Source organism: Salinarimonas soli (assembly GCF_008386575.1).
In the GTDB taxonomy this organism is placed as follows: domain Bacteria; phylum Pseudomonadota; class Alphaproteobacteria; order Rhizobiales; family Beijerinckiaceae; genus Salinarimonas_A; species Salinarimonas_A soli.
Window position 1 is genome coordinate 42,107 of sequence record NZ_VUOA01000037.1, and the last position, 15,264, is coordinate 57,370.

Annotated in this window: 15 protein-coding genes and 1 tRNA gene; 10 read left to right on the forward strand and 6 right to left on the reverse strand. The window is 68.8% G+C overall.

What is annotated here, in order from left to right:
* The first annotated feature begins 22 nt into the window (after positions 1 to 22).
* Together F0L46_RS20710 and F0L46_RS20715 are read left to right on the forward strand one after the other, a co-directional pair.
* The gene (locus F0L46_RS20710) at positions 23 to 1,633 is read left to right on the forward strand and encodes an acyl-CoA synthetase (protein WP_149821138.1); all 1,611 of its coding nucleotides are present in this window, start codon (positions 23 to 25) and stop codon (positions 1,631 to 1,633) included.
* The gene (locus tag F0L46_RS20715) at positions 1,630 to 2,478 is read left to right on the forward strand and encodes a PCC domain-containing protein (RefSeq protein WP_149821140.1); all 849 of its coding nucleotides are present in this window, start codon (positions 1,630 to 1,632) and stop codon (positions 2,476 to 2,478) included. Before F0L46_RS20710 ends, F0L46_RS20715 begins: the two co-directional genes overlap by 4 nt.
* Before the next feature lie 198 nt (positions 2,479 to 2,676).
* On the opposite strand, the gene F0L46_RS20720 is transcribed toward F0L46_RS20715, so the two are convergent.
* On the reverse strand, positions 2,677 to 3,195 hold the full coding sequence (locus F0L46_RS20720; protein ID WP_149821142.1) for a DedA family protein: 519 nt from the start codon (positions 3,193 to 3,195) through the stop codon (positions 2,677 to 2,679).
* A 177-nt stretch (positions 3,196 to 3,372) separates the two neighbouring features.
* On the opposite strand from F0L46_RS20720, the gene pdxY reads away from it, so the two are divergent.
* From pdxY to F0L46_RS20740, 4 genes are all read left to right on the forward strand, one after another.
* Positions 3,373 to 4,221 (forward strand): pyridoxal kinase PdxY, encoded by an 849-nt coding sequence (pdxY, locus tag F0L46_RS20725; RefSeq protein WP_149821144.1) that lies wholly within the window; start codon positions 3,373 to 3,375, stop codon positions 4,219 to 4,221.
* A gap of 65 nt (positions 4,222 to 4,286) precedes the next feature.
* Positions 4,287 to 5,408, forward strand: a complete 1,122-nt coding sequence (locus tag F0L46_RS20730) for an endonuclease/exonuclease/phosphatase family protein (RefSeq protein ID WP_149821146.1) — start codon at positions 4,287 to 4,289, stop codon at positions 5,406 to 5,408.
* Positions 5,409 to 5,435: 27 nt separating this feature from the next.
* Positions 5,436 to 6,329, forward strand: a complete 894-nt coding sequence (locus tag F0L46_RS20735; protein WP_149821149.1) for a PhzF family phenazine biosynthesis protein — start codon at positions 5,436 to 5,438, stop codon at positions 6,327 to 6,329.
* Positions 6,330 to 6,457: 128 nt separating this feature from the next.
* The gene (locus F0L46_RS20740) at positions 6,458 to 7,036 is read left to right on the forward strand and encodes an NUDIX hydrolase (protein ID WP_240540085.1); all 579 of its coding nucleotides are present in this window, start codon (positions 6,458 to 6,460) and stop codon (positions 7,034 to 7,036) included.
* Here F0L46_RS20740 and F0L46_RS20745 read toward each other — a convergent pair.
* Positions 7,027 to 7,359, reverse strand: coding sequence for a hypothetical protein (locus F0L46_RS20745; protein WP_149821153.1), 333 nt, complete (start codon positions 7,357 to 7,359; stop codon positions 7,027 to 7,029). The two genes, F0L46_RS20740 and F0L46_RS20745, sit on opposite strands and share 10 nt — an antisense overlap.
* 90 nt (positions 7,360 to 7,449) lie before the next feature.
* Positions 7,450 to 8,310 carry a hypothetical protein gene (locus tag F0L46_RS20750; RefSeq protein ID WP_149821154.1) on the reverse strand — a complete coding sequence of 287 codons (861 nt, stop codon included), beginning with the start codon at positions 8,308 to 8,310 and terminating at the stop codon, positions 7,450 to 7,452.
* A 220-nt stretch (positions 8,311 to 8,530) separates the two neighbouring features.
* Between F0L46_RS20750 and F0L46_RS20755 the strand changes: the two genes are divergently transcribed.
* Together F0L46_RS20755 and F0L46_RS20760 are read left to right on the forward strand one after the other, a co-directional pair.
* On the forward strand, positions 8,531 to 9,619 hold the full coding sequence (locus F0L46_RS20755) for a methyl-accepting chemotaxis protein (protein WP_149821156.1): 1,089 nt from the start codon (positions 8,531 to 8,533) through the stop codon (positions 9,617 to 9,619).
* Positions 9,620 to 9,936: 317 nt separating this feature from the next.
* Positions 9,937 to 11,502, forward strand: a complete 1,566-nt coding sequence (locus F0L46_RS20760; RefSeq protein WP_149821158.1) for a 2-isopropylmalate synthase — start codon at positions 9,937 to 9,939, stop codon at positions 11,500 to 11,502.
* A gap of 156 nt (positions 11,503 to 11,658) precedes the next feature.
* Here F0L46_RS20760 and F0L46_RS20765 read toward each other — a convergent pair whose 3' ends face one another.
* A complete protein-coding gene (locus F0L46_RS20765) occupies positions 11,659 to 12,129 on the reverse strand; it encodes an Lrp/AsnC family transcriptional regulator (protein ID WP_149821160.1) in 471 nt (156 codons plus the stop codon).
* A gap of 113 nt (positions 12,130 to 12,242) precedes the next feature.
* Between F0L46_RS20765 and phhA the strand changes: the two genes are divergently transcribed.
* Entirely contained in the window at positions 12,243 to 13,094 is an 852-nt protein-coding gene (gene phhA / locus F0L46_RS20770) for a phenylalanine 4-monooxygenase (RefSeq protein ID WP_149821162.1), read from the forward strand.
* A gap of 93 nt (positions 13,095 to 13,187) precedes the next feature.
* Positions 13,188 to 13,263: transfer RNA gene (locus F0L46_RS20775), tRNA-Lys, on the forward strand.
* 153 nt (positions 13,264 to 13,416) lie between these two features.
* Here F0L46_RS20775 and F0L46_RS20780 read toward each other — a convergent pair.
* Together F0L46_RS20780 and F0L46_RS20785 are read right to left on the reverse strand one after the other, a co-directional pair.
* Positions 13,417 to 13,761 (reverse strand): VanZ family protein, encoded by a 345-nt coding sequence (locus F0L46_RS20780; protein ID WP_149821164.1) that lies wholly within the window; start codon positions 13,759 to 13,761, stop codon positions 13,417 to 13,419.
* 63 nt (positions 13,762 to 13,824) lie between these two features.
* Positions 13,825 to 14,994, reverse strand: a complete 1,170-nt coding sequence (locus F0L46_RS20785; RefSeq protein ID WP_188312066.1) for a glycosyltransferase family 87 protein — start codon at positions 14,992 to 14,994, stop codon at positions 13,825 to 13,827.
* Positions 14,995 to 15,264: the final 270 nt, after the last annotated feature.

Below are 15,264 nucleotides of genomic sequence, written 5' to 3' on the forward strand. Positions count from 1 at the left end.
CCCAGCCCCCGGAGCGTCTGCCATGACGGGCCTTCCTGTCTCGATGAGGGTCATGAACCTGGCCCATTTCGTCACGCGCAACGCGCGCCGCCTGCCCGACGGGCCCGCGCTCGTCTGGGGCGAGCGCACCTGGACCTGGGCCGCGATCGACGCGGCTGTCTCCGCCCTTGCGGCGGGCCTGCGCGCACGCGGGATCGCGAAGGGCGACCGGATCCTGGTGCACTCGAAGAACTGCCTGGACATGTACGTGTCCATGTTCGCCGCCTTTCGCCTGGGCGCCGTCTGGGTGCCGACGAACTTCCGGCTCACCCCTCAGGAGGTGGTGCCCCTGGCGATCGATTCGGGCGCCAAGGCCCTCCTGTGCCACGCCGACTTCCCGGACCACGCGGCGGCCGTGGCGGCGGGATGTCCGGGGCTCGGGTTCACCTGGTCTATCGGCTCGGCGGATTTCGGCGAGGCCGAGGTGGGCGCCGTCGTGGCCGCCCATGCGGGCACCCGGGTCGAGGATGCGCCCGTCACCTACCACGACCCCTGCTGGTTCTTCTTCACCTCGGGAACGACGGGCCGGTCCAAGGCCGCCGTGCTCACCCACGGCCAGATGGCCTTCGTGGTGACGAACCACCTCGCCGATCTGGTGCCTGGCTCGACGGAGCGCGACGCATCCCTCGTGGTGGCGCCACTTTCCCACGGCGCGGGCGTGCACCAGCTCGTGCTCGGCGCGCGAGGCGCCCCATCGATCCTCATGCCCGGCGACCGTTTCGACATCGACGAGGCTTATCGGCTCATCGAGCGCCACCGGGTCACGAACCTGTTCACGGTGCCGACCATCCTCAAGATGCTGGCCGAGCACCCCGCCGCGGACCGCTACGATCACTCGTCGCTTCGCCATGTGATCTATGCGGGCGCCCCGATGTACCGGGAGGACCAGAAGACGGCCCTGCGGCGGCTCGGGCCGGTCATCGTGCAATATTTCGGCCTCGGCGAGGTCACCGGCAACATCACGGTTCTCCCGCCCGCGCTCCACACCCTCGAGGACGGCCCTGACGCCCGCATCGGCACCTGCGGCTTCGAGCGCACGGGCATGCAGGTGCAAATCCAGGACGACGAGGGGCGGGAGCTCGCGCCGGGCGAGACGGGGGAGATCTGCGTGATCGGTCCCGCGGTCTTCGCGGGCTACCACGAGAACCCAGAGGCCAACGCGAAGGCGTTCCGTGACGGCTGGTTCCGCACGGGCGACCTCGGCCACATGGACGAGGCGGGCTTCCTCTACATCACCGGCCGGGCGTCGGACATGTACATCTCCGGTGGCTCCAACATCTACCCGCGCGAGATCGAGGAGAAGATCCTCACCCACCCCGGCATCGCAGAGGTGGCGGTCGTCGGGGTGCCCGACCCGACCTGGGGCGAGGTGGGCATCGCGGTCTGCGTGACGCGCGAGGGTGCGAGCGTGTCGGAACTCGACGTCGTCACATTCCTCACGTCGAAGATCGCCCGCTACAAGATGCCGAAGCGCGTCCTGTTCTGGGAGGCCCTGCCGAAATCCGGCTACGGCAAGGTGCCGAAGCGGATGGTGCGCGACGAGCTGGAAGCTCGCGGGGAGCTCGCCGTCCCGCTTGCGGCGGCACGGGGATGAGAACGATCGTCCAGCCGGGCCCACCGCGCCCGGAACGTCTCCTCTGCGTCCCGTCCTGCGGCCGCCCCGTTGCCTTCGACCTGCCGGCTGGCGAGCTCCTCCTCGACGCCGTCCGCGAGGCGTTTGGGCGCGAGGGCTTCACGAGCGGGGTGCTGCGCTTCAATGCGGGAACGCTCGACCCGCTGGCCTATGTCATGCCCGCCCTCTCGCCGACGCCGCGCCACGCCGCGTTCTACAGCGAGACGCATCGCCCTACGGGTGGCGGACGGATCGTCATGGGGGCGCTCACCTTCGGCGAGCGCGACGGTGCCCCGTTCTTCCACTGCCACGCCCTCTGGCGCGAGGCCGACGGGGCCGTGCATGGCGGCCATATTCTGCCGGAGGAGACGATCGTCGGCGAATCCTTGCACGCAGTCGGCGTCGGGCTGTCGGACGCGCTCTTCGCCGCGACGCCGGACCCGGAGACGAACCTGCCGCTGCTTGCGCCCCGTGCGATCGGGGCCGGAGGCGAGGGGCCCTATCATGCGCTGCGCCTGTGCCCCAACGGGGACCTGGCGGGCGCGCTGGAGCGGTTCTGCGCCGAGCGCGGCATCCGGGCCGCCCAACTGCATGGCGGGGTCGGAAGCATCATCGGGGCCCGCTTCACGGACGGTACCGCGGTCGAGCCTTTCGCCACGGAAATGGCGATTGCCGGGGGCCGGATCGCCACGGGAGAGGGCGGGGATCTCGAAGCCGAGATCGAGGTCGGCCTCGTCGATCTCTCCGGCGCGGTGGCGCGCGGGCGGCTGGTGCGCGGCGACAACCCTATCTTGATGACGCTCGAAGTGGTGCTGGAAGCGTTGTGAAGGGCTGCCCGATTGATGCCCGTTCGCCTGCCCTTAACCTCGTCCTGAGGCTCCCACGAAGTGGGCCTTGAAGACCGCGCCGTGGTCCGCTGAGCGCTGTGGCAGGCGTTCCGCGTGCTTCGAGACGCCCGCTCACGCGGGCTCCTCACTATGGCGGGAGGCCCGTGGAGGCATGCTCCGTGCGGCCAGCCCGGCGCGTTACTTTAGGGCCTGCAGGAGCCCCGCTCCGGGCGCGAGCATCGCGAAGGCCCACACCATCGCCGAGCTGGCATTCGCCATCTGGAAGAGGAACACCGGCATCGCGAATACGCCCGCGATCAGCGGCACCACGGCACGTAGCGGGCCGAAGAAGCGGCCGATGAAGACGCCCCAGGCGCCCCACTTCCCGAAGAAGGCCCGTCCCCGCTCGATCATGCCGGGGTTCTTCGAGAGCGGCCAGACGGTCAGGGCGCCGTTCTGGAAGTAGCGGCCGAGGAAGTAGGAGATCGTGTCGCCGAGGAAGGCGCCCACCGTTGCGCCGAGCCAGATCGGCCAGAACTCGAGACCCGTGGCCCCGATCAAGACGCCGATCGCCACCAGCAGGACCGTGGCGGGGACGAGGAGCGAGAGGAACGCCAGGGACTCGCAGAAGGCGAGGATCCCCACGATCAAGGGCGCATAGGCCTGGTGAGCCACCACGAAGGCCACGACGGCATCCTTGATCTGGTCGAGGTCCATGGCGCTCTTCGGCTCGGGGAGGGGCGAGGGTAAGCCGTGCCATAGCGGCTCCGCCACGACCCCGCAAACCGTTTGACGGATGTGGAATTGGCGGCGTTGACCGCGGCTCGTGCGGCGGGGGACTCCCCCGCCCCGCGCCATGGTCTATAACAGGCTCCCGTCAACGCCGGTCCGCCCATGAACATCCTCTCGATCCAGTCCCACGTCGCCTATGGCCATGTCGGCAATGCCTCGGCCGTGTTCCCGATGCAGCGGCTCGGGGTCGAGGTCTGGCCGATCCACACGGTGCAGTTCTCGAACCACACGGGCTACGGCGCCTGGAAGGGGCGGGTCTTCGACGGGCCGGCCATCGAGGAGCTCGTCGAGGGGATCGCGGAGCGCGGGGTGCTCGGGCGCTGCGACGGGGTGCTCTCCGGCTATATGGGGTCCGCCGATATCGGCAGCGCTATCCTCTCCGCAGTGGCGCAGGTCCGCGCCGCAAACCCGGGCGCGCTCTATTGCTGCGATCCCGTGATCGGCGATGTCGGGCGTGGCGTCTTCGTGCGCCCCGGCATTCCCGAATTCATGCGCGACCAAGCGGTGCCGGCCGCCGACGTGATCACCCCCAACCAGTTCGAGCTCGAATATCTCTCCGGCCGCGCGACCCCGACGCTGGCCGCGGCCAAGGAGGCCGTCGCCGCGATCCAACTCACGGGACCGCGCGTGGTGCTCGTGACCTCGCTCCACACCGACGAAACCCCGGAGGATGCGATCGACCTGCTGGCCGGGGAGGGCGACCGATTCTGGCGCGTGCGTACGCCGAAGCTCTCGATCAGCGTCAACGGGGCGGGCGACGCCATCGCGGCCCTGTTCTTCGTGCACTACGCGCGCACCCGCAGCGCAGCAACCGCGCTCGGCGAGGCGGCAGCCTCCGTCTACGGCCTCATGAAACGCACGGAGGAGGCGGGCTCCCGCGAGATCCTGACCGTAGCCGCGCAGGACGAGTTCGTGAACCCGAGCCGGCGCTTTCCGGTCGAGGAGGTCTAGCCCGGAACCGGGAGCGAATCTCCCCGTTGCGGTGGGGCCCGCCGTCCGACCCGAGGTCCCCGCCCGTGCGCCTGCGCATCGCCACCTTCAACATCGAGAATCTTGCTGCCCGCGACGCCTTCGGCAAGAGCGCGCGTCCCGAGACGAAGGCGGCCCTGTCCCTCTTCGATTTTTCCGAGCCGCGCGACCGGGAGAACGCGGAGCGTGCGATCGCGCTCATGGTCGAGGATGAGAAGCGACAGGCCACCGCGCTCGCCATCGCGGAAGCGCGCGCCGACGTGCTGATCTGCCAGGAGGTCGACAACCTTGGCGTACTCCAGCCCTTTCTCGCGAACTACGTCCACGAGTTCACGGATCTGCGTTACGGCCACCTCAAGGTCATCGACGGCAACGATCCGCGCGGGATCGACGTCGCCTTCGCGGCCCGCCGCGACCTCGTGGCGGGGAAGAACGACGTGCGGTTCAAGTCCCACCACGAGCGCACGTTCGGGGAGCTCGGCGTCCTCGACGAGAGCCTCGCGGAGTTCGGCATCGGCCCTGACGACCTCGTCTTCAATCGCGATTGCCTCGAGGCGACCCTGGACCTCGGCGAGGCGGAGCTCACGATCTTCGCCTGCCATTTCAAGTCCATGGGGCAGCCCGACAAAGGCGGACGGGACGCGACGCGGCCGATCCGCGAGGCCGAGGCCAAGGCGGTGCGGGCCATCGTCCAGGAGCGCTTCGGCGACGAATGGCGGGAGGCGAACTGGATCGTCGCCGGCGACCTCAACGACTTTCGCGAGCGGATCCTGGCGGGCGGACGCGCCGAGCGCTCGCTGCCGAGCGGCATCGACGTGCTCTTCGACGATTTCGGCGTGAACCCCGTCGAACGGCTGCTGCCCGCCGAGCGCTGGACCTTGTTCCACCAGGCCATGCTGAAGGACGGGAGCCTCGTCGAGGAGCATGTGCAGCTCGACTACCTGCTCCTCTCCCCGGCGCTCGCGGCGGCGAATCCGGAGCCCGCGGTTGAGATCGTACGGCGGGGGCTGCCCTACCGCGTACCTCTCGACCCTGCCCATCCGGACCGCTCCGTCGCCTATCTGGCGACACGGGCCGACCGCTATCCGCGCGTCGGGTGGGACCGCCCGAAGGCGAGCGATCATTGCCCCCTCGTCGTCGAGATCGACGTGCCGCCCCGCCGGCTTTAGGTTGGCCCGTCAGATCGGGATTCGTCCATGCAGCGCCGCTTCGTCACCCTCGACGTGTTCACAGACCGCGCTCTCGCGGGCAATCCGCTCGCCGTCGTGCTGGACGCCGACGGGCTCGATACCGAGCGCATGCAGGCGATCGCGAAGGAGTTCAACCTCTCCGAGACGGTGTTCGTGCAGCCGCCCGAGGACCCGCGCCACCGAGCGAAGCTGCGCATCTTCACCCCTAAGCACGAGCTACCCTTCGCCGGCCATCCGACCGTCGGGACCGCGGTCCTGCTCGGCCTCATGGACCAGCAAGGCGGCACGGACGCGGTGGCGTTCGGCCTGGAGGAGGGGGTCGGCGTGGTGTCCTGCGTCGCCGAGCGCACGGGGGAGGGCAGGGGGCGTGCGCGCTTCCGCCTGCCGCGCCTGCCCAAGGTCTGGGGAGAGGGCGTGGACGAGGCGCGCTGCGCCTGGGCGTTGGGCCTCGATCCGACCGAGATCGGGTTCGACCGGCACCGCCCGTCCCGCCACGACGCCGGCGTCCCCTATGACCTCGTTCCCGTGGCATCCCTCGACGCGCTGGCCCGCTGCCGGGTCTCGGCCGAGAGCTTTTCGGCCGTGTTCAGCGAGTCGAGCCACCCGTCGGTCTATGTCTATGCCCGTCACGGGAGCGGTTTCCGGGCGCGGATGTTCTTTCCCGCCCCGGAGCTGAAGGAAGATCCCGCGACGGGCTCGGCCGCCGCCTCGTTCGCCGGCACGCTCATGCAGTTCGAGCCGCTTGGCGACGGCGAGCACGACATCCGCATCGAGCAGGGTTACGACATGGGCCGCCCGAGCGACATCGCGCTCCAGCTCGTGATCCGGGACGGCGCCCTGGCCTCCGCCGAGATCGGCGGCGACGCGGTGGTCGTCATGGAAGGGCAACTGCGGCTTTGAGCGAGCCGGTCATCAGGCGGGTCCGCCACCTCGACGCGCGCTATGCGCCGCGCCCTTGGGCCTGGGCGGAGGAGAATGCGGATCGGATCGCCGCACATTGGGAGCGGCGGCTCACCGAGCAGCCGCGGATGTTCAACGGCAAGGTCCTCCTCATGCGCGACCTGCACTTCGACGAGGACACCTTCCGAGCCGCCTATTTCGAGGTCGATTTCGCGGCGTTCCTCGCCTTCAAGGAGTTCGGGTTTCCCGACCCCGCCATCGCGAACGGCTTCGCCATGGGAGCCCTGCGGGCCGCCGACGGCGCCTACGTGCTCGGCGTCATGGGGCCGCACACAGCCAATCGCGGGCGCATCTATTTCCCGGCCGGCACCCCGGATCGGTCCGACCTCACAGAGGACGGCCGGGTGGACCTCGCGGGCAGCGTGCTGCGCGAGCTGCGGGAGGAGACGGGGCTCGGGGAGGGCGACGTCACGGTCGGCGAGGGCTGGACCATCGTGCGCGACGGGCCCACGATCGCCTATATGCGCCCCGTCGCGCTCGCCGAGAGCGCGGAGGCAGCGAGGGACCGGATCCGGGGGCTGATCGCCGCCCAGCCCGATCCGGAGCTCGCGGACATCGTGATCGTGCGCGAGCCCGCCGACATCGACGAGGCACGGATGCCCCGCTTCCTGCTCGCGTATCTGCGCGACGCCCTCGCTCAGCGATAGCCGAAGCGGGCCTTCGTGGCGGCGATCATGCGGGATGCATCGGCGCTCCGACCGGCCGAGCAGGCTGCTGCCGCGCCGTCGATCTCCCGCGCGACTCGGCCATGCACGGATTGCGCGACGTTGCCCGTCGCGAGATCGTTGTCGATCACGGCCCTGAACTGCGCCACGTCTCCGGAGCATCCCCCTCCCGCGGGTAGCTGGAACGACCCCGGGGTGACGCCGGCCGGCGTCGCGCCGATGGTGGCCGGTTGGTTCGTCTGGTTGCAGGCGGCGAGGGCGAGGGGGAGAAGGGCGGCGAGGACGGCGGAGCGGACGGGTGGCACGTGGGATCCTGGGTTGATCGTGGCGTTGCGGGCGGCGGAGCCGCCCCGCGGAGGTTTGGGGCGCTCCGGGGCGGCGTCAAGGTCCGGCCGTCACGCGACGATGAAGGCCGGCGGCGCCCCGTTCTCGCACAGGCGCAAGGCGATGAACTCCCCGACGGCCTCCGCCTCGATCCGCAGCGTGCGCCCGGTCGCCTGCTCGCTCACGAGCGCCGACATGACGCCCCGGTCGAGGCCACCGACGAGGTGATGCCAGAGGTCGTCGGACGAGAACATCGGCAGCGCGCGCAGCAGCAGATTCGCCGAGGCGTGCTCGCGCAGGCCCGTGAGCCGCGCGGCCTGGCCGTTCTCGGCGATGATCCAGGCGTCCACGATGGCGCCGAGCTCGTCGCGCACGGGCGTGGCGATCAGGATCGCCGTCGCCGAGTGCTCGAACAGGGCGCGGAACATCGACGCCTTGTCCTCGATCGGATGGCAATAGATCAGGAGCGCCACGCGCTGGTCGTCCGCGCTGATCCGGAGCGGGAGGCACAGCCGGCCCCAGAGGATCACGTCCTGCTGAAAGTCGGCGAAGGACTGAAAGTAGGCCGGCTCGAAGCGCGTCGTCGCTCGATCGTAGATCGCCTGCAGCTCCGTCCGCACCCGGGTGCGCAGCTGACCGAGACGGAGACCCTGCATCGAGAAGCCGATCCGCTCTCGCAGGGCCCGGCCATGGTGCATGTAGGTGTAGTCCTGGTCCCCCTTGAGGAAGAGGATCGTGTAGTTGACCAGGGCCTCCGGCGGATCGTGCCAGAAATCCTCGAGGCACGGATCCCGCTCACCACGGATTTGCAGCCATTTCCCGGAGAGCGCCTGGACAGCCGCATGGGACGCGACGGTCTGCACGCCGGCACCGAACCAGCTCCTGACCTGGGGGGACAGGGCGTCCTTCTCCGCCTCGAAGGTGCTGATCACGATTGATCCTCATTCCAAGCAACTGAAGATTGAAATTCAGAAAGCCTTCGTCAATCTGTCTGCAAGCGGGAGAACCCTATGTAAACCCCGCTACGCTCCCGGAGCTGGTCTCAAAAGGTGAAGTGCCTTAATCAATCCACCCATAGGGTGTGGACCTATTCATAACCCAGTAACCGTGTTCTGCGAAGGTCTCTCAGTCGATTCCGACGTTGGACGCACCATGAACGCCGCTCCCCGCCTGGTCACTTCCGCTCCGGACGGCACGCCCGAAGCCGACGGATCCTTGAACGGAATGGCCCGCGCCACCGCCGAGGTGCGCAAGGTCGCGGCCGACAAGACCAGACGCATCCAGGCGATCACGGGTCAGGTGAAGATCCTCGCGCTCAACGCCCTGATCGAGGCCACCCGCGCCGGCGACCAGGGCCGGGGCTTCTCCGTCGTGGCGCAGGAGGTGCGAACCGTCGGGGCCGAGATCGAGTCCATCGCCAAGGAGCTGGAGGCCGAGCTCGCCGGGCGCATCGGCGAGCTCCAGGACATGGTGCGGCGGATGTCCGACAAGGCGCAAGGCGACCGCCTCGTCGACCTGGCCCTCAATGCCGTGGAGCTCATCGACCGGAATCTCTACGAGCGCACGTGCGACGTGCGCTGGTGGGCGACGGACGCGGCGCTCGTCGACTGTGCCGCGGCGCCCGACGCCGCACGGGCGGCTCACGCGGCCCAGCGCATGGGCGTGATCCTCTCGGCCTACACGGTCTATCTCGATCTGTGGCTCTGCGACCTCGACGGACGGGTGATCGCGAACGGCCGGCCGGACCGCTATCCCGGGGTGCGGGGCGCGAGCGTCGCCGGCGAGCCCTGGTTCCGGCAGGCTCAAGGGCTGCGCAGCGGCGACGATTTCGTGGCGGGCGACGTCACCCGCCAGGAGCGGCTCGGGGGTGCCCAGGTCGCCAGCTATTGCGCGAGCGTGCGCGAGCGGGGCGATCCGCGCGGCAAGCCGGTCGGCGTGCTCGCGGTCCATTTCGACTGGGAGCCGCAGGCGCGCGCGATCGTCGACGGCGTGCGGGTCGCGCCGGAGGACCGGGAGCGCACGCGCGTGCTGCTCGTCGATTCCAGGCGCCGGGTGCTCGCGGCGTCCGATGGCCAGGGCATCCTGTCGGAGACGCTCGCGTTGGATCTGCGCGGCCGGGAGAGCGGCATCGAGCGCGATCCGCGCGGCGGGACCGTCACTGCCTTCCACCACACGCCCGGCTATGAGACCTATCGGGGACTCGGCTGGTACGGTGTGATCGTCCAGCGGACGGGGCGCTGACCCAGGGGATGCGCTCCCCTTGCCGGGCGAACGGACAGCCTGTAGAAGTGATGCCGTCTTGTCGCGGATCGAACGATGCCGCGTCGCCGAACCGGGGATGAGCCGTGGTGAAAACCGGCTCCCAGATCAGCGCCTTCCAGGAGCCGGCCGTGGCCGGCCTCTTCCTGCGCGCGCCCCTTATCGGCCTTCTTTCGCTTAGCCGCCCCTGAGGGCCGGCTGGGCGCATGGCGCCTGGGCTCTCAGGGGTTCGAGACCCGATCCGCATCTCGGCGCGTTGATCAGACAAGCGCGCGGCTGACCGAAAAGAGACCCGTCCCATGACCGCATCCGCCACCGGCTCCGACAAGGACCGCGTCCTCATCTTCGACACCACCCTGCGCGACGGCGAGCAGTGCCCCGGCGCCACCATGACCCTGGAGGAGAAGCTGCAGGTCGCGGCGCTCCTCGACCAGATGGGCGTCGACATCATCGAGGCGGGCTTCCCGATCGCCTCCAACGGCGACTTCGAGGCCGTCACGGAGATCGCCCGCGTGGTGAAGAGCGCCGTGGTGACGGGGCTCGCCCGTGCCAGCGCCAAGGACATCGACCGGGCCGGCGAGGCGGTGCGTGGCGCCCAGCGCCCGCGCATCCACACCTTCCTGTCCACCTCGCCCGTACACATGAAATACAAGCTCCAGAAGGAGCCCGACGCGGTGCTGGAGATGGTGATCGCCTCCGTGACCCGCGCCCGCAACCTCGTCGACGACGTGGAATGGTCGGCCGAGGACGGCACCCGCACGGAGCACGATTTCCTCTGCCGCTGCGTCGAGGCGGCGATCAAGGCCGGCGCGACGACGATCAACATCCCCGACACGGTGGGCTACACCACGCCCGAGGAGTACCGCGCCCTGTTCCAGATGGTGCGCCAGCGCGTGCCCGACGCCGACAAGGCCGTGTTCTCGGTCCATTGCCACGATGACCTCGGCATGGCCGTGGCGAACTCGCTCGCGGGCGTCCAGGGCGGCGCGCGGCAGGTCGAGTGCACCATCAACGGCATCGGCGAACGGGCCGGCAATGCGTCGCTGGAGGAGATCGTCATGGCGATCAAGACCCGCGGCGACGCCTTCCCCTATGAGACCAGGATCGACACCACCCAGCTCACCCGCGCCTCGAAGCTGGTCTCGACGGTGACCTCCTTCCCGGTCCAGTTCAACAAGGCGATCGTCGGCCGCAACGCCTTCGCGCACGAGAGCGGCATCCACCAGGACGGGATGCTCAAGCACACCCAGACCTACGAGATCATGACCCCCGACAGCGTCGGCGTGTCGAAGACCTCGCTCGTCATGGGCAAGCACTCGGGCCGCAACGCCTTCCGCTCCAAGCTCGAGGAGATGGGCTACCGGATGTCCGAGAACGCGTTCGAGGACGCGTTCAATCGCTTCAAGGATCTCGCCGACCGCAAGAAGCACGTCTACGACGAGGACATCGAGGCCCTGGTCGACGAGCGCATCGCCCATGCACATGACCGGGTCCGCCTCGTTTCGCTCACCGTGATCGCGGGCACCCGCGGCCCGCAGCGCGCTACGATGAAGCTCGACATCGACGGCTCGGTGCACACCGAGGAAGCCGACGGCAACGGGCCCGTGGACGCCGTGTTCAACGCCATCAAGGCGCTGGTGCCCCACGAGGCGGTGCTGGAACTCTACCAGGTGCACGCCGTCACCGAGGGCACCGATGCCCAGGCCGAGGTCTCCGTGCGGCTCGCCTCTGACGGCCGGACCGTCATGAGCCGCGGCGCCGACCCGGACACCCTCGTGGCGTCGGCGAAGGCCTATCTCGGCGCACTGAATAAGCTCAAGGCCCGCGGCGAGGGCGGCATCCACGCTCAGGCCGCGGCGGAGTAGGGGGCTTCCCCCTTCGGGCATGGGGGCTTGGGGTGAGGCGCGGCTGGGAAACCAGCTCGGGCCTCACCGCTTATGGCGCGCGCTTCCACAGCCAGCGTTCCGCCTGCCCTCATCCGGAGCGGATTGCGCCGCCCGAGACCCCTGGGATCGGACCGCTCACTCCCGCACGGGTAACGGCGAGGGCGGCTTCACGGCCGAGAGAACGAAGCTCGACCTGACGTCCGCCACCCCTGGCAAGGTCAAAAGCCGGTTCATCGTGAACTCGCCGAAGCTCTCGATCGTCTCGGCCACCGCGTGGACCAGCAGGTCGACGTCGCCCGCGAGCGCATAGCAGGCGATCACCTCCTCGTAGGTGTTGAGACGGTCCACGAGGCGGGTACGCCAGCCGGGTTCCGACTGCTCGAGCTTGATGAAGATGAAGGCCTCGACGTCGAAGCCCAGCGCCTTGCGGCTCACCCTCGCCCGATAGCCCTCGACGATCCCGTCGTCCTCCAAGGCCTTCAGCCGCCGCAGGCAGGGCGAGGCCGCAAGGCCGACCTGCTCGGCAAGCGCCGCGGCGGTGATGCGGCCGTCGCGCTGCACCACGCGCAGGATCCGGCGATCGGACGGGGAGAGCGGGCGCTTCATGTCATCTCCCTATGGATGGTCAGGATCAGACCTCATCAGAGGCATTGAACGTCGAGTTCGACGGAACATGACCCAGCTTGAGCGTTATCCTGTCACGAACAGGAGGAGCGGTCATGTCCCAAGCGAAGCCGTCCGACGATCCCCGCGACTACCTCGTCCCGCAAGGGTTCGAGAGCTATACCGAGACGGACCACGAGACCTGGCGCATCCTCGCTCGGCGCCAGCGCGACATCCTGCAGGGGCGCATCGCCGACACCTTCCTCGACGGCCTCGACGGGCTCGGCATCGGGGGGACCGGGATTCCGGATTTCCGGGTGCTCAACGAGCGGCTGCGGGCGGCCTCGGGGTGGGAGGTGGTCGCGGTACCAGGCCTCGTGCCGGATCTCGTCTTCTTCAAGCTGCTCGCCGACCGCAAATTTCCGGCGGGCTTCTGGATCCGCAAGCCCGAGCAGATCGACTACATCGAGGAGCCCGACATCTTCCACGACGTGTTCGGCCACGTCCCCCTCATCATGCAGCCTGTCTATGCCGATTATCTCGAGGCCTATGGCAAGGCGGGCCTCGCGTCGCAGGCCTATGGCGGCCTGCACCGGCTGGCGCGGCTCTACTGGTACACGGTGGAGTTCGGCCTCGCCCGCACGCCGCAAGGCCTGCGGATCGTGGGCGCCGGCATCGCGTCCTCGCCGGGCGAAACGATCTTCGCCCTGGAGAGCGCCTCGCCGAACCGCGTCGGCTTCGATCTCGCCCGCGTGATGCGCGCCAAGTACCGGATCGACGACTTCCAGGAGACCTATTTCGTCCTCGACGGCGTCGACGCATGGCCCGCCTTGGACCTGGAGCGCCTGATCCCGCTCTGGCGCGAGATCGACGCCCAGACCGACCTTGAGCCCGGCACCGTGCTGCCGGAGGACCGCCTCGTCTCGTGCGGCGACGGCTCATACCACCGGGCGAAATCGGCGGCCTGAGCCGCGAAAGGGCTGGACAGCCTCGTCGGGCCCTGCTACACGAACGCCACTTGCCGGGCGGCCCCGCGCCGCCCGCAATCGCCTTTGGCGAACGGGTGTATAGCTCAGTTGGTAGAGCAGCTGACTCTTAATCAGCGGGTCCTAGGTTCGAGCCCTAGTACACCCACCAATCCTCTCAGTGCCGTCTTCGAGATTGCGACAGGCGCCGCTCACCATGGAGCGGCGCTGTTGGGCGGCGCGTCGAGAACGCTCCCCCTCCACATCGTCGAGGCTTGGTCCACCGCCCCGAGGCCGTCATAGCCAGGGCGCGTCCCCCGTTAGATTATCTGCGATCGCCACCGATCTTCTTGGCGACCTCGGCACCCGCGCATCCGAGCGCGACAGCGGCAGCTTTGACGAACGCCTCGTCAACGTGGCCATGCCGGCTCGGGGCAAAGGCTTGCAGCATCTCGAGAAGACCCGCGGCGCTCACCACCAGGACGAGGACAAGGCCCCGGCGCTCCGGATAAGCCAGCCAGAAGACTCCACCCAGAACCGCGAACGCGACCGTCCGCTCCAGGTTCTCCGCCGTGTCGAGCGAGGGACGGAACTCGATCGGGGCGAGAGACGCGACGATCGTTGCAGCGAGGACGGTCCAAGCTGCCCACCTGATGATGAGGGTTAGCATGCCCCGCACCTATCCGCGTTCAGCTGGGCACGCAAGCTCGCGGCCCGGCCCGCGCCGAAGGCTCTAGCTCTTGGCTCGGCTGAAAGGGATGGGAGCGTCCGCGTAGCGACGCACGGTGAGCGCGATCAGGAGAACCTGGAGGAAGAGGAGGACCGGCACGCGCCAGAAAGTGAGCGGCTCTCCGGCAAACAGGAGCACGAAGCGCTGGGGCAGCATCATCAGGAGCCCGGCCGTGAGAGCGACCCACGCCAGCTGGGCGTCGCTGCGTGTCCTCAAGGCGAGCGCGCCGGCCAGAGGCGCAAGGAGGACGAGGTCGTAATTGTGCGAGGGCAGGAACAGCACGGCGAAGGCGCACAGCGAAGCCAGGATTTCGAGGCGCGACAGGGCGGTCCGGTAGCGCCACAGGACCGTGAGGATCGCGAGTCCGAGCGGAATCGCGACTATGTCGGTGATGTGCATCGAGTTCAGGAAGACGTCGACGCCCATCCGGCCCCGCGTTGCGTGCGGCTGGAGCTGATCGACGACGAGGTCATAGACCTCGAGCCCTTCCAGCCAGAGCCGAAACGACTGGATGGGACCGAATTGGATCACGTGCAGGGCCGAGAGCGCGGCCACGGTGAGCCCGGCCGTGAACACCGTGGTCCAGCGCCGCTCCATGAGCAGCCAGAGACCCGGCAGCAGCGCGAATTGCGGCTTGATGCTTGCAAGCGCCAACAGGATGCCAGCGATGACGGGCCGGCGCTCGCGGTCGAACCACCAGGCGCCCACGAGCGCCGCGCCGATGAGGAGCGAGGTGTTGCCGAGCCACACGACATGCGCGGTGAACGGGCTGCCGATGATCAGGGCCGCCACGACGGCCGGCAGCCAGGGCTCGACGGGACGGCCCGACTGGCGCGCCTCGGCCTGCATGAACCGGGCCACGAGGAAAGCGAGCGCAAGGCAAGCCGCGACATTCGCAACGACCATGACCGCCCGCGCCCACGCAAAGCTCAGGGAGGCGAGGAGCATCAGGAAAGGCGAGAGATGGGGCGGGTAGGCATAGACCCACATCTCCAGCCCGATGTCGTGGAGCTTGGCGGCGGTCTTCGGGATGCCGTAGGGGCTGATGCCCTCAAGGTACCAGGCGCCCGCGCCGTAAAGTACGCGAACGTCGAAGGCCGCGCCCTCGGTCCGTAGCAGGCCGATGACGCCGAACAGGACCAGAAGGACGAACGCGCAGGCCGGGAGAGCCAAGGCGATCTTCGCACCTTGACCATGACGCTGCCACTTGAACCCGCTCATCATCGACTAGGGCCATTTCCGGTTGGTCCACAAGACGACGGCCGACGTCGAGCGATCCGATCTCTCAGCGGACCGTTGACGTGGAACCCGTCGGATTTCCTGCAGATATCTTCCCCCGGCGGCATGGTTAACAAAAGGTTACCCTCAAACGCAAGGCGTCACGCCTTCTTTTTCCACGCTCCTGCTAGGGGAAGTGATGCTCGAAACGTCTCACCGCACCCC